At 58.8% G+C, this 14,084-nt stretch carries 10 protein-coding genes; 8 read left to right on the forward strand and 2 right to left on the reverse strand.

Annotation, left to right across the window (positions count from 1 at the left end; genetic code table 11):
* Positions 1-180: 180 nt before the first annotated feature.
* The 3 genes from sucD (at position 181) to WM40_RS16630 (ending at position 2,802) form a co-directional block, all read left to right on the forward strand.
* Positions 181-1,062 carry a succinate--CoA ligase subunit alpha gene (gene sucD, locus WM40_RS16620; RefSeq protein WP_024901680.1) on the forward strand — a complete coding sequence of 294 codons (882 nt, stop codon included), beginning with the start codon at positions 181-183 and terminating at the stop codon, positions 1,060-1,062.
* 224 nt (positions 1,063-1,286) lie between these two features.
* Entirely contained in the window at positions 1,287-1,994 is a 708-nt protein-coding gene (locus tag WM40_RS16625) for a TerC family protein (protein WP_024901679.1), read from the forward strand.
* 214 nt (positions 1,995-2,208) lie between these two features.
* A complete protein-coding gene (locus tag WM40_RS16630) occupies positions 2,209-2,802 on the forward strand; it encodes a pilin (protein WP_024901678.1) in 594 nt (197 codons plus the stop codon).
* Between the two features lie 43 nt (positions 2,803-2,845).
* Here WM40_RS16630 and WM40_RS16635 read toward each other — a convergent pair whose 3' ends face one another.
* Both WM40_RS16635 and WM40_RS16640 read right to left on the reverse strand, forming a co-directional pair.
* Complete coding sequence (locus WM40_RS16635) at positions 2,846-6,259, reverse strand: hypothetical protein (protein ID WP_046153417.1); 3,414 nt, start codon at positions 6,257-6,259, stop codon at positions 2,846-2,848.
* Between the two features lie 121 nt (positions 6,260-6,380).
* Complete coding sequence (locus WM40_RS16640) at positions 6,381-7,313, reverse strand: LysR family transcriptional regulator (protein WP_046153441.1); 933 nt, start codon at positions 7,311-7,313, stop codon at positions 6,381-6,383.
* Positions 7,314-7,699: 386 nt separating this feature from the next.
* Here WM40_RS16640 and WM40_RS16645 point away from each other — a divergent pair, with 386 nt between their 5' ends.
* From WM40_RS16645 to WM40_RS16665, 5 genes are all read left to right on the forward strand, one after another.
* A complete protein-coding gene (locus WM40_RS16645; RefSeq protein ID WP_024901675.1) occupies positions 7,700-8,473 on the forward strand; it encodes a putative hydro-lyase in 774 nt (257 codons plus the stop codon).
* A 67-nt stretch (positions 8,474-8,540) separates the two neighbouring features.
* Entirely contained in the window at positions 8,541-9,941 is a 1,401-nt protein-coding gene (locus WM40_RS16650; protein WP_024901674.1) for an MFS transporter, read from the forward strand.
* A 322-nt stretch (positions 9,942-10,263) separates the two neighbouring features.
* Positions 10,264-11,028 carry a DUF969 domain-containing protein gene (locus WM40_RS16655; RefSeq protein WP_024901673.1) on the forward strand — a complete coding sequence of 255 codons (765 nt, stop codon included), beginning with the start codon at positions 10,264-10,266 and terminating at the stop codon, positions 11,026-11,028.
* Entirely contained in the window at positions 11,025-11,963 is a 939-nt protein-coding gene (locus WM40_RS16660; RefSeq protein ID WP_024901672.1) for a DUF979 domain-containing protein, read from the forward strand. The genes WM40_RS16655 and WM40_RS16660 overlap by 4 nt, the downstream gene beginning before the upstream one ends.
* 579 nt (positions 11,964-12,542) lie before the next feature.
* Entirely contained in the window at positions 12,543-14,078 is a 1,536-nt protein-coding gene (locus tag WM40_RS16665) for a sensor domain-containing diguanylate cyclase (protein ID WP_046153443.1), read from the forward strand.
* Positions 14,079-14,084: the final 6 nt, after the last annotated feature.

Consider the following 14,084-nt stretch of genomic DNA (forward strand, 5'->3'; position numbering starts at 1 on the left):
GTTTCACCGCGCAGGCCGACGTGCCGCGCGGGATGGTCATGCGGCGTGCGGACGCGGCGACAGGTTGAGCGACATATCGCGTACGCCTGCCATGCCGATGCCCTCGCCAATGCGATGTACCGGAAAACACCGCGTCGTTCCAGCCGATGGCTCGCACGAACAAACAGACAGAGGTCTTAGATGTCGATTCTGATCAACAAAGATACGAAGGTCATCACGCAAGGGATCACCGGCAAGACCGGCCAGTTCCACACGCGTACCTGCCGCGACTACGCCAACGGCCGCGCGGCCTATGTGGCGGGCGTCAATCCAAAGAAGGCCGGCGAGGACTTCGAGGGTATCCCGATTTACGGCAGCGTCGCGGAAGCGGCAAAGCAGACGGGTGCGACCGTCTCGGTGATTTACGTACCCCCCGCAGGTGCGGCCGCTGCGATTTGGGAGGCGGTGGAAGCCGACCTTGACTTGGCAATCTGTATCACGGAGGGCATCCCGGTACTCGACATGATGGAATTGCGCAACCGCATGAAGCGGGAAAACCGCAAGACGCTCTTGCTCGGACCGAACTGCCCGGGCGTCATCACGCCGGACGAACTGAAGATCGGCATCATGCCGGGGCATATTCACATGAAAGGCCGCATCGGCGTGGTGTCCCGCTCGGGCACGTTGACCTATGAGGCCGTCGGGCAATTGACGGCCCTGGGCCTCGGCCAGTCGTCGGCGGTGGGTATTGGCGGTGACCCGATCAATGGCCTGAAGCACATCGATGTGATGAAGCGATTCCAGGACGACCCGGAAACCGATGCCGTGATCATGATCGGCGAGATCGGCGGTCCGGATGAAGCGGAAGCGGCTTACTGGATCAAGGAAAACATGACGAAGCCGGTTGTAGGCTTTATCGCTGGCGTTACGGCGCCTCCCGGAAAGCGGATGGGGCACGCTGGCGCGCTGATCTCCGGTGGTGCGGACACGGCCGAAGCGAAGCTCGAGATCATGGATGCATGCGGCATCAAGGTCACGAAGAATCCGTCGGAAATGGGACGCCTGCTGAAGTCCGTTCTCTAAGCCTGACACGACAGGCGATGTCGTCACACGTTGTGACGCACCGACATTCTCCGATCTGACGCCTTGACGGCGTGGGCTGACCACGCGGGACATTTGCTGCTAAGATGCTGCAATGGTTCCGTAAGGTTCGCGTATAAAAAGCGCTCCTTCGGGAGCGTTTTTTTTATGTTCGATCGCCGCGCATGCGTCGCCGGCTTCGGGCTCAGACGATCGAGGTGCGGTAAGTGGAATGGATTGCGGACATTCACTGGGGAGCGGTTCTTCAGATCGTTATCATCGACATCCTGCTGGGTGGGGATAATGCGGTTGTCATCGCGCTGGCGTGCCGTAATCTGCCGGCACAACAGCGTGCACGCGGCATCTTTTTTGGGACGGCAGGCGCGATCATATTGCGTCTGGTGCTGGTCTCGTTCGCGGTATTCCTGCTGGAGATTCCGTTCCTCAAGCTCGCTGGCGGCCTGTTGCTGTTCTGGATTGGCGCGAAGCTGATGCTGCCCGAAGAAGGGGCGCACAAGGACGTCACTGCGGCAAATCAGTTGTGGGGCGCTGTGAAGACGATCATCATCGCGGACTTCGTGATGAGTCTTGATAACGTCATCGCGATTGCCGGCGCAGCGCAAATGGCGGACGCCTCCCATCAAATCTGGCTCGTTGCATTCGGCCTGATCTTGAGTATTCCGATTATCGTCTGGGGAAGTACGCTGGTCCTGAAATTGATCGACCGGTTTCCCATCGTGATTACCGCCGGTGCGGCGTTGCTAGGCTGGATTGGTGGTGGCCTGATCGTCACCGATCCCGTCACGGATGACTGGACATCGCTTGATACCCCCTGGGCGATGTATGGCGCGCATCTCGCCGGCGCCATTCTGGTGGTAGTAGCCGGATGGTTGTGGAAACGCCGCATGGTATCGCGCCGCGCGGCACACGAATGAACGCGTGGCCCCTACGATGTGCATGGACGCCGGTCGCGCCGCGCGTTGTTGGTTAGCACGAACATAGGGTGGGGGCACCGCTTTCTTTTACGTGCCTCCCTGCCAGCAGCGTCAGGCATACGCCGTTGGGCCGACTCGTTATCTTGCTGCATTTTCCGTACGCTGCATAAAGCGCTGGTCGACATAACCAACGCGTTACCGGCGGGAAGATGTGATGCTCGATACACCCTATTTGCGCAAACGCCAACGTCACACGGTTCTTTTGACGGTTTTCGGCTTTTCTTTGATCGAATTGATGATCGTGCTGGCGATCATCGCCGTTACGGCGGCGTATGCAGTGCCAGCGTATCAGGACTATGTCGCACGTGGTCGCGTTGGGGAAGGATTGTCGCTGGCCGCACCTATTCGCCTGGCGGTCGCCGAAAATGCCGCGTTTGGATTGCCATTCGACAGTGGGCATCAAAAGACTGCTGCCAGTGCAAATGTGGCAAGTATCGATGTCGCGCCGACGAGCGGCGAAATCACGATACGTTATACCGCACGCGTCGCGAGCGAGGATGCAAACGCGCTGGTGCTGATGCCTTCGGTCAATAGCATTACTGGTGCACGCGTCGCGTTGCGCGCGGGTGTACCGGCCGATGGCACCTTGGTCTGGGAGTGTTTCGCCGCCGGAAAAACGGCGGGGCGCCACGGCGCGGCGAGTACGGACGCCGATATGTCTGGCGAGGCAGGCAACGCCCCGGCGGGGCCCGCTCCCCTTGTGCCGGCGACGTTACCCGCGCGCCTGGCGATGGCGGCCTGCCGGTAAGGCAGCGGCGGCACGCCGGGGCGTGCGAGAAGTGCGGCGTGGCTTATATCGCGCCGCGTGGATCACCTGGTGTGGCGTCCGCCCGGTAGGCGTTCAATTGCCGTGCCGTACTGGTCTCGCTGATATCGGTCACTTCCGCCATGTAGGAGAGATCGAAGATGGTCTGGTTCGAATTCGACTCGATCGTATAAAGAAACCGTGGACCTAGCGATCCTGGATCGTGGATCACCGCCTGGATTCCAGCGTTGGCTGATGCCACCCGTTGTTGCCGGGAAACCGCATTGCCTGGCGCATGTTCGGCCATTGTTCGCATGGCCAGCAGGAGATCCAGGCGCTGGCGCGCCGGTGACTGCATGATGACGCGTTCCGCCATCAAGACCTTGCCAGTCTCGGCATTGTCCGCCATGCGGGCCAGCGCGCGGTCAAGGTCGTTACTTGCCTGCGATCCGTGCGAATCGGTCCAGTTCATCCAGGCATCACGGCGACTCGCCATGCTGCTCATGAAGTCGGACGGTTTGGCGAATTCCGTGTCGACGATCGTCGTTGGTGCGATCTTGCCGTTTTCCTGGGCAAATCGCACGGTGCTGCTCGTGGATCGCGGGACGATGACCGCCTGGGTGCTACCGAAGTTAAGCGCCGGAAAAATGAACGAGCCTACCGCGGGAATCGAGGACCCGGCTCCGGCGCTGGTCGTCACGCTGACATTGGCGCTTCGGTTTACTGTCTGCGTCGACAGCACACCGGCATGGTCTTTCGTTCGACGATCGACATATGACTGCACCGTCGTCGTCGCGTTCATCGCCAAGCCGCCGCGAGCGGCGCTCCGCGCTTTCTCGGCCTTGCCACGTAAAGCCGCGCTGGGCGTAATCGCATGGCCTATCGTGGTGGTACGCGTCGACATGGGGCCGAACGACAAATAGGGATCCGCGTGGTGGGCGTTGGCCAGTCGTTGCAGAAGGGCCGTACTATCGGTGGGGCGGGATACCGTGCCTTGATCCGCGCTGACGCCGTACATGGCGTCGAAGGCGCTTAACAGCGTGCGCGACCATAACGTAGGGTCCGTACCGTGTAGCCGGGTCCGCAGCGCCGCACCCTTGCCGGTTGTGTGGTCACCGATTGCCGGGACCAGTGACAGTCCGAGCGTCGGACTGAAGTTGCCTAGCCGCCAGGTCGCGATTGATCCTATTCCCAAGGTTCCCCCCATGCCCCGGGCCGATGTGACTTCGAACGCGCCAGCCAGCGCATTCGATCCGCTATTGACCGCCGCACTGCGCGTATGCACGGCCCGGACGATGGGTCCCAGTGCGACCACCGGTGGACCTTTCGGCAACCCTTTCGTCGTATAGGGATTGAAGTTGATGCCGCGTTGTTTGGTATCGGTAAAGCGAATCGGATAGGTCATGCGCGCCCCCGCGATCTTGTTGCGCAGCATCAGGATGCGATCGTCCCCGGTGTGCATCGTCATGTCGCCATCGCCACGGTTGACCATCCGATTCATGGTGCCGATTTCTTGCTGCATTGCGTCTACCATTCCCGCATCGTTCGCCCAGCGACGGAATGTGCCGGCAGACATCGTGCTGTCGTCCTTGTGGGTGGCAAACGCGGGATGTGTCTTGAGCGTTTCGACAGGCATTCCTAGCGCATCAGCCGCACGCTCGGCAATTCGATCCATCGCACCGTGGCGTAGCGGCAAGGCGTCGGTCAGCGGTCGCATCGGCATGACGTCGCGCCAGCCGTGCTGGCCGATCTGCTCATCCCATTCGGCCAGCGTGGCAGCCCGGAGTACCGTCCTTACCGTGTTGGGCGATGGGTTCGAACTGACAGGGGTGTTTTCCACGTCCAGGCGATATTTGTCGATCAACATCCCGATACCGGCATGGATATGCGCGAAATCCTCTTCTGGCTCGCGCAGCATTTGGCCCGCGGTACCGCGATTCAGCGCATGAAGCGGATTCTTGTGTCGTCCGAGCACGAAATCCAGCACGGACTTGAACGACGACTGCATGGGCGCGGCGGCGCGATCGGCATATTCGAGCACTTTGAAAAGGCGTTCGCCCACTTCGTGCAATTGACTTTCGTCAAAGACGTGATTACGCGCGGCCAGGAACGGTAGCTGAAGGTCTGGATGCCGCGCGAGATTGAACGAAGGATCGTGTTTTATCTGGTAGGCGGCGAGCAGACCTTTCGTGGCAATGGGATCACGGGCGAGCCGACTGTTCAGCAAGGCATCACAGAGGCGTCTGCTTTCGCTGTTTTCAAGCAGGCTGGCCCGGTCGTCGTGACGTTGCGGCGCGAGAAAATGTTCTGGAATATCCCCGGGTAATTGGCTTGCATGAAACGACTGATGGAGCGTGTTACAAACCAACGCCATTTCGTGCAGTGAGGCCGGCCGTTGCACGTCTGCAGGCCATTTTTCCAGCAACCGATGTGCCGCTTCATAAGCCGCGGTTTCCGCCTGGACCTGGAGTTCTTCGTGTGCCGGTGAAGTGGGTGGCACCGATGCGTCCGTCACGGTGTGTTTGCCTTTGATTTGGGATGCTGCAGGCGTGCAGAGGCGGCCCTCGTGCAAGACGTCCAGACCCAGACCGGACGCGGCCAGCAAGCGCTCCGTCGTAAAAAGGTCGTCCTTGGTCCGCGGCTCCAACCGGGGCCGTCGCGGATCCTGCACGGCGGCGCTGCTTGCGGCTGAATGACCGCGTGAGTGCCCGTCGTCGCCACGATCAAAAGCGTTCAGGACGCGCAATGCCCGTTCCGCGTCGCCTTGACAGGCCACCGAGAGCGATGCGCCCAGCAAGGCGCGCATCGGCAGCAGGCGTTCCGCGGCCGGGATCGCGTCTCCCGCGGCGCTTGACCCGGCCACCGCCGCAGCCTGGCCGTGTCGAGGCATTGGCGGGAACAGGGCGTCAATAAGTTGCCGATTGGGCGACGTCGTTTGCGATGCATCGACGTTGCCGAACCACCCGGACAGTTCAATTCGCACGGACTCACGGTCTGACAAATAGTGCTGCCCGCGCGCGATTTCGGCATCCGAGACAAAGTGACTTTTGACGTCGAACGGCTTCGCCATCGCAGCGTCCCGATGGAAGCTTGAAAGCGTATCGATGACTGCGTTGGCTTTTAGCGGGGGTGTGGCCACCGCGTCGGAGGTTGGTCCGTGCGCCGTGGTGACGTTATTGTCGAGTGCACCCGCCACCACGCCAAGCGTTCGACGGTCTGCGCGCGGCTGTAATTGCTGCAAGAGCACGTTCGCCTTTTTACGAGGTACGGATCCGGGTAGCGGTGGGATCGATACGCTTGACGTTGTATTGCCGTTACCCCTTTCGTTCTGGGTTCCCGAGGCGCCGCGTGCGTGAGGGTTATTGCTGTGCGTCCGCGAGTGCGATGGAACGGCGTCATCCGTATGATTCGACGTATATGTGGTCATCGCAACATCGGTCGCGTCAACTTTTGGTGGCATCGTGGTTCTCCAATCGGCGGCGGACCCATCCCGCCTTTGAGCGCCGATTGTCACTGGCCAGATCACGATGCGCGCCGGTGATACGAAGCACGGTGCGAAGGCGCGAAGCGCCCCATTACTGCTACAGCATTTCGATAAAGTCCTTGCGCCAATTTCGCGTGTAGCTGGAGCAGGCGAGCCGCGCTGCGTGCGCCGCGGCGGATACGGTGGGCGACGCTTCCACGGACCGGCACAACGAGACGACGATAGGCGGCAGCGTTGGCTTTAGCGGTAATTCGACAAACTCGCCGCTTTCCAGTTCCTCGGCCACGAACAGCCGAGGAATACCGGCGACGCCATAGCCATCACGTAACATTTGCACAATCGCAGCCACCGACGGTGAACAGGTCACACGGAGTTGATCGAGCGGAAAATGGTGTTCACGGGCGAGCGCCTGCACGATGCTGTCGAGCGCCACTTGTGGCGCAGTGCCGCGACCGAATGTCAAGATCGGCCGCTTTAATACGCGGCTCGCCAGGTCCTTCGCACGGGGCGATATCACGCCGCGCCTTGCAATCCAGCGCACCGGGTAGCTGGCCAGTGCGGTGGATACGATCCGGGTGCTGTCGATGCCTTCCACACGCAGCAGCAAGTCGAGCTCACCCGCAAGCAGACGACGCTGCAATACCGCGCTCGCATCCACGGTGAGGTCGATATCGATATCGGGGTGATGATTATTCAGGTATGCGATGTAATTGGAAAGCCAACTGTGCACGACGGTTTCAATCACGCCCAGCCGCAACCGACCACCGACGACGACTTCCTGGCCTGCCGCCATCCGTAGGGCGCGCGCTGCATCCACGACCGCACGGGCCGGCCCCAGCAGTGCCTGCCCGGCCGCCGTCAAGCGGAATACCGCCTGATCCCGATCAACCAGCACCGTTTTTAATTCGTTTTCCAGTGACTTGATCCGCAGCGACACCGCGGCGGGGGTGGCGTGCAATACCCGAGCCGTTGCGCGGAAGCTTCCGAGTTCCGACAACGTAACAAAAGTTTCCAGAAAACGCGTGTTCATGGCATTGATCCGGGCATCGCTTGGGGGATATTTTTCATTATCGTCAAATACGAGAAAGAAGTCTGACGACATAGGCATATAGCTGAAAAACCGCTACACAGCGAATTTTTTGATATTCCTGTTAAGAAAAACTTAACGGTACCGAGTGAAATAACTTGCTGGTCAACGCATTTTGACATTCTTACGCTGAAAGGAAATGCCGGGGATAAGTCGATCGATCCATGACGTTGTAACGGCCTTGGAAGCAGGGTAGTCGCATCGTCGTCAGCACCCAGTATCGACTTGCCCCGAACATCGCGAGTGCATCTTAAAAATATATTGCCATGTCACATGACCTTGATAAAGCGAGCACCGCTTCCACCGACAGGCGCTTGCGCGCGACCGCCATGTCGCCTCATGCGTTTCGTCAGCAAGTGCGGGACAAGCGGTTCCTTGCCCCTACCGCAGGCTATTGCGGGCCTTATGCACAAGCCAATCTCGCGATCATTCCAAGCGCTTTCGCCAGCGATTTCCTGCGGTTCTGCGTTCGCAATCCGAAACCCTGCCCGCTGCTGGGCGTTGGGGAACCCGGTCAGTGGGCTATTCCTGGGCTTGGCGAGGGCATCGACATTCGCCGCGATGTGCCGGGATTCAATGTGTATCGCGACGGTTTGCTGGTCGAGCAGCCGGATGATCTTACCGAGATATGGCGTGATGACCTCGTGGTGTTTGCATTGGGATGCTCGTTCTCGTTCGAGCAGATGCTGAGTGACGCCGGTATCGGCCTACGGCATGTAGACGAGGGCGTCAACGTGCCGATGTATCGCACCGCCATTCACAATCATCGAAGTGGACCGTTTGGGGGGCGCTTAGTCGTGTCGATGCGCCCAATGAGCGGCGCGGATGCCGTGCGCGCCGTGCAGATCACAAGTCGTTTCCCCGCGATTCACGGCGCGCCAGTTCATCTGGGCTGTCCCGAGGCGTTGGGTATCGCCAACCTCGATCAGCCTGACTATGGCGATGCCGTGACCATCCACCCTCATGAGGTCCCGGTGTTCTGGGCCTGCGGCGTAACGCCCCAATCCGCGATCGAGAGTGCCCGCCTGCCGTTTGCCATCGCACATCGTCCGGGGCACATGTTGATCACCGATATCCCCAATGCATCGTTGGCGGCGTGTTGACGCCGTTGTCCGACCCCGTGACGTCTGGCCCCGTTAATCACGATTTAATTTGGACGGAGATCCTCACATGAAGACCCCGCAAGATCACGCTGCATCGCTGACGCCGTACGCGGCAACCGCTGTATCGCACCGACCATCGGATACGGCGCAGGGTTTTGGTAATCTCGGCTCCGCGGCGGCCGCGGCATCCTCTGCCTCCGCGCACGACAACAACGATCCCGGGGCTGGCGGTTTGTTCGGCTGGTACAAGGAAACCAGCCCCAGCGAACGTCGCGCGTTCTGGAGCTGCAAGGTGGGCTATGCGCTCGACGCGATGGATACGCAATTCCTGAGCTTCGTGATTCCAACCTTGATCGCGACGTTTGGCCTGACGCAGGCCGGGGCCGGGCTGATCGGCACGGTGACGTTGCTGACCTCCGCCCTAGGTGGATGGATCGCCGGTGTCCTGTCTGATCGCGTTGGCCGCGTGCGGACGTTGCAAATCACGATCCTGGTTTTTGCCGTCTTTACCGTGCTGTGCGCTTTCGCGCAAAACTTCACGCAATTACTGATTTTCCGGGGGTTGATGGGCCTGGGCTTTGGTGGAGAATGGACGGCGGGCGCGGTGCTGATTGGCGAGGTCATCCGGCCGAAGGATCGCGGTCGTGCCGTTGGATTGGTGCAGGCCGGCTGGGCGCTCGGCTGGGCGGTCTCCGCCGGCCTTTACGTGCTGGTGTTTTCGTTATTCGAAGCGCACCTGGCATGGCGCGTATTGTTCGCCGTGGGCGTGCTGCCGGTGCCTTTTGTGTTCTTCATCCGGCGCTTGGTCGACGAGCCTGAAGTACATCGCCGGCAGCGCGCCACCGTGCAAGCCTCGCATGACGCACCGAGGTTCTGGGACATTTTCGGCCGTGATATCTGGTGGACCACGCTGCGAACTTCCGTGTTGGCAACGGGCGTGCAGGGTGGCTATTACGCGATCACCACCTGGTTACCGACCTATCTGAAAAAAGAGCAGCATTTGAGCGTGGTCGGTACGGGAAGTTATCTGGCAGTCGTCATTGCCGGATCGTACTGTGGCTATCTCAGCGGCGCTTATATAAGCGACCGCTTCGGTCGGAAGCGGGCCTTTATCGGCTTCGCGGTGATGTCATTGCTGATCGCGCTGATCTACACGCGCATGCCGATGAGCAACACTGTTCTGCTGGTGCTCGGTTTTCCGCTCGGCTTTTTCGCATCGGGCATCTTTGCGGGGATGGGCGCATTCATGACCGAGTTGTATCCCACCCGAATTCGCGGATCAGGCCAAGGTTTTTGCTACAACGTGGGGCGGGCGGTAGGCGCATCGTTTCCTTTTCTGATTGGTTATGTGTCTCAGAAAATGGCATTGGGTGCCGCCATCGGGATGTTTGCGGCCTGTGCATACGGCATCGTCATATTGGCGGCATTGACCCTGCCGGAAACCCGAGGTCGGGCGTTGCAAGCATGACCATGTGACGCGGTGCCTATGCTGAAACCACGCGTGATCGCATGATTACGGGGAGGGCGCATGTCGTAGGCATGCGTTGTTTTGCGCCGCGCGTGGTGAATGGCTTAGGTATATAAAGAAAATTAGTTGCCTTGGCGTGAAAAATGATAAAAATCACGGCTATATGCAACGTTTTGTTGTGTAAAGGGCGCTGATTGCGCATTCGGGTCTTCCCGGGTATAGGAATTATTTATGCCGCGTATTTAAATTTTTGGCTCGACGCCAGGGGTATGACACTCCGACAATCCAGCGATCATTCATTAACCGCGCCTGGAGTGCTCCAATGCAATCGGCAGTCAACCTTTATCCGCTGCTCGGCGTCGCGGTAATCGTGGTGGGGTTCCTGCTGCGATTCAACCCGATGCTCATTGTGATGGTGGCGGCCATCGTCACCGGCTTTACCGCGCATTTCTCGATCAACCAAATCTTGTTCGCGATTGGTTCGGGGGCGTTGAAAACGCGCGTGATTCCGTTGATCATCCTGCTGCCGCTGGCAGTGATTGGTCTGCTGGAAAGACACGGATTGCGGGAGCGCGCGCAAATCTGGATCGCCGGCATTCGTGCCGCTACGCCGGGGCGTTTGTTGATCGTGTATCTATTCGTGCGTCAGGTCACAGCGGCATTGGGCCTGACCGGTCTGGGCGGCCATCCGCAGATGGTGCGTCCATTGGTGGCGCCGATGGCCGAAGGCGCGGCGATTACGAAGTTCGGCGGTATTAGCGAGTCGGTGCGGAATCGCCTGAAGGCGTTTTCCGCCGCTACCGATAACGTGGGTCTGTTCTTCGGTGAGGACATCTTCGTGGCGTTTGGCGCGATTGTGCTGATGGTGACCTTCCTCGAGAAAGCCGGTATCAGCGTACAGCCGATTCATGTCGCCGTCTGGGGTATTCCAACCGCGATCGCGGCCTTCGTGATCCACGCGTTCCGCCTGTACCGGCTCGATCGCTGGCTGGCTGAGAACGCCATGAAGGAAGAGGGGGATAAGACGGACGCGAGTACGGTCGCAGATGTGCCGGCAAACGCCGCGGCACGGGGAGGCAAAGCATGATTTCGTTGAATTGGTTTTTCGATATCGTCGGTATCCTCCTGTTTGTGATTGGTGGCATCATCATCAGTGACAAGGCGCATCCGAAACGATGGTTGGCGGGCGGGTTCTGGATTCTGTATGGCATCGTCTTCGTCGCCGGTGATCATATGCCGGAGATCGCGGTCGGGGTCGTTGTAGTGGTCATGGCACTGATCGCAGGGTTCGGCGGCGTGGTGGGTCGCAAACCGAAGGTTCGCAGCGACGAAGCACGGCACCAGAGTGCGGTGACGCTGGGCAATAAGCTGTTCATCCCCGCGCTTGCGATTCCCGTTGTGACCGTGATTGGCACGCTATTGGCACCGCACTCTTTTGGCCTTATCGAGGCGAAGAGCGCGACGATGGTGTCATTCGGTATTGGCTGTATCATTTCGTTGATTATCGCGTGCGTGATGACCCGCGACTCGGTGGGGCAATCCGTGCAGGAAGCGCGTCGTCTCACCGATGCCTTGTCGTGGGCGGTGGTGTTGCCGCAAATGTTGGGGATGCTGGGTTTTGTTTTTAACGATGCCGGCGTGGGCAAGGCGGTGGCGCATTTGACAACCGCGTACATCGATATGGACTACCGGTTCGTGGCCGTTGCCGTGTACTGCATCGGCATGGCGTTATTTACGATCATCATGGGGAATGGCTTTGCAGCGTTCCCTGTCATGACCGGGGGCGTTGGCGTGCCGATCCTGGTCGGGGTATTCCATGGTAATCCAGCCCCGATGGTGGCAATCGGCATGATGTCCGGCTACTGTGGCACGCTGCTGACGCCGATGGCCGCGAACTACAATATCGTGCCTGCGGCATTGCTCGAATTGCCGGACAAGTACGGTGTGATTCGTGCGCAGGCGGCAACAGCGTTTCCGTTACTTATCGTCAATATTGTTTTGTTGAACATTCTTATGTTTTGATCCGAGAGCACCTTGGCTGGGGCTTATGGGTGCCAGAGATCGATCGACTGCCCGGTTGCGATTCCGTCGCCTCCGGGCAGTTTGCATTCATACGAGAGTGGTTACCGTACGCCATGGTTATGGATCGATAATCCCGGGATTTCCATAGGGCAATAAATCGAATCGCGGTCGATTATTGCAATAAAGAATACATTGCAGAATTGAATTTAAAAAATTTAATTATTGAATTTCCATTTAGATTATTTGAAACATGTTGAATTAATTCATGTGCTAAATTTCGGTGCGGAATACGGTTCCGAATGAGGTTGCCAGCAATACACGATGCCCGGTTCGACCGCGTGTTTTCCATTCCGGCGCCTGTTATTCCTGGCTTCGGCGCATGGCTCGGGCCCGCCTGATGCGTTGTGCGGTTCACACACGTTGCCGCGTTTCAATCCCTTCGATGTTCACGGTGACTTGACGAGTCAGGCCTTCCTCCGTGTAATGAATGTAAGCATCTATTCGCGTCACCTGGCGCCTGTTTTCGTTCCCGTGTCGGGCAAGTTTTGTCTTAAATATGTATTTGGAGTCGGGCCCGTCATGACCCACCGTTCCGCGCCAGTGATCATTCGGGCCATTTTGTTGATTTCGCTGTCATGTGTGGCACTCGTTGGCTTTGATTCGTGGAGGAGTTTTAGCGAACGGACGGAGCAGTTGCGCGAGATGGACGACGCCACCCGTAATCTGGCACGCGCGATGGAAGCACATGCTCAGAACGCCGTGGATGGGGCCGATGTCGTGCTGGTTGGTTTGGTCGAGCGTATTGAGCAGGATGGAACGGGCCCTGATGCGTTGGCGAGATTGCACAGGGTCATGACGTTGCGCAAGGCCGAATTACCTCAGCTCGATGGTCTTTTTGTCTACGATGAAAGTGGCCGGTGGTTGGCGTATTCGCAGCCACCGGCGCCAGGCCAGGAAGCGAATAACGCGGATCGTGACTATTTTCTCTATCACCGTGATCATACGGACCTTGGTGTCACGATTGGCAAGCCCGTCATCAGTCGTTCGAGCGGGCGCTGGATCATTCCGGTATCGCGGCGGTTGAGTACGCCGGATGGTCGATTTGCCGGCGTCGCACTTGCAACGCTGAGTGTCGATTACTTCGCGGAGTTTTACGAGTCATTGGAAATCCGCAATGACGGTGCGGTTGCCTTGATTTCCACCGATGGCTATCTGATGGTACGCCGACCTTATGAGGCGCGCTTCATCGGCAAGAATGTCCAGCATACCGAGCTGTATTCGCTGTATCAGAAACTCGCGCCGCAAGGTACCCGCTTCGTCTTGTCGGCGCAGGATGGTGTCGAGCGTCTGAATACATTCCGCAAGGTCGACAACTATCCGTTGTTTGTCTCGGCGGCGCTTTCGAAAGAAGAGATTCTTGCTGATTGGCGAAAGAGCACCGTGGTGCATCTGTTGTCAGACGCGCTTTTCATTGTGCTCTTGTCGACACTCGGCTGGCGGTTGATTCGAAAAATACTCGACGATGCCAAAGCAGAAGAGCGGCTTGTGCAAGCGCACGATGCCTTGGAAATCATGAATCGTCGATTGGAACGATTGGCAATGCAGGACGGCCTGACGGGTCTGGCGAACCGGCGCCAGTTCGACCTGGCGCTCGAAAGTGCTTGGGCACGAGCGTCACGTGAGGGAAGGCGGGTCGCATTGATCCTGTGTGACATCGACTACTTCAAGCAATATAACGATAGGTATGGCCACCTGGGTGGCGATGATTGCTTGCGGAAAGTGGCCGAGACGATTAAAGCGGCAAATACCCGTGGTGACGATGTGATTGCGCGGTACGGAGGCGAAGAGATTGCCATATTGGTCGCAGGTGTGGAACGTCACCAGGTAATGGCAATCGCGGAAAGGTCGCGGCAGGCGGTCGCCGATCAGGCCATGCCCCACGATGCGTCACCGTTTGACATTGTGACGATCAGCATCGGTGTGGCCATCATGTCGTTGAGCGATAAGCGCGGCGACCGACCCACACCCGCCAGTGCATTGATTTTCGCCGCTGACAAAGCGCTCTATCAGGCCAAGGCGGAAGGACGCAATACCGTACGGATGTTCGACGAATAAATGCGT

The organism is Robbsia andropogonis (assembly GCF_000970345.1).
Lineage (GTDB): Bacteria > Pseudomonadota > Gammaproteobacteria > Burkholderiales > Burkholderiaceae > Robbsia > Robbsia andropogonis.

Bases quoted from the DNA above. Each gene is read 5' to 3' on its own strand.
- WM40_RS16630 (WP_024901678.1), top strand. From the start codon at position 2,209: ATGCTCGATACACCCTATTTGCGCAAACGCCAACGTCACACGGTTCTT.
- WM40_RS16660 (WP_024901672.1), top strand. From the start codon at position 11,025: ATGATTTCGTTGAATTGGTTTTTCGATATCGTCGGTATCCTCCTGTTT.
- sucD (WP_024901680.1), top strand. From the start codon at position 181: ATGTCGATTCTGATCAACAAAGATACGAAGGTCATCACGCAAGGGATC.
- WM40_RS16635 (WP_046153417.1), bottom strand. From the start codon at position 6,259: ATGCCACCAAAAGTTGACGCGACCGATGTTGCGATGACCACATATACG.
- WM40_RS16665 (WP_046153443.1), top strand. From the start codon at position 12,543: ATGACCCACCGTTCCGCGCCAGTGATCATTCGGGCCATTTTGTTGATT.
- WM40_RS16650 (WP_024901674.1), top strand. From the start codon at position 8,541: ATGAAGACCCCGCAAGATCACGCTGCATCGCTGACGCCGTACGCGGCA.
- WM40_RS16640 (WP_046153441.1), bottom strand. From the start codon at position 7,313: ATGAACACGCGTTTTCTGGAAACTTTTGTTACGTTGTCGGAACTCGGA.
- WM40_RS16645 (WP_024901675.1), top strand. From the start codon at position 7,700: ATGTCGCCTCATGCGTTTCGTCAGCAAGTGCGGGACAAGCGGTTCCTT.
- WM40_RS16655 (WP_024901673.1), top strand. From the start codon at position 10,264: ATGCAATCGGCAGTCAACCTTTATCCGCTGCTCGGCGTCGCGGTAATC.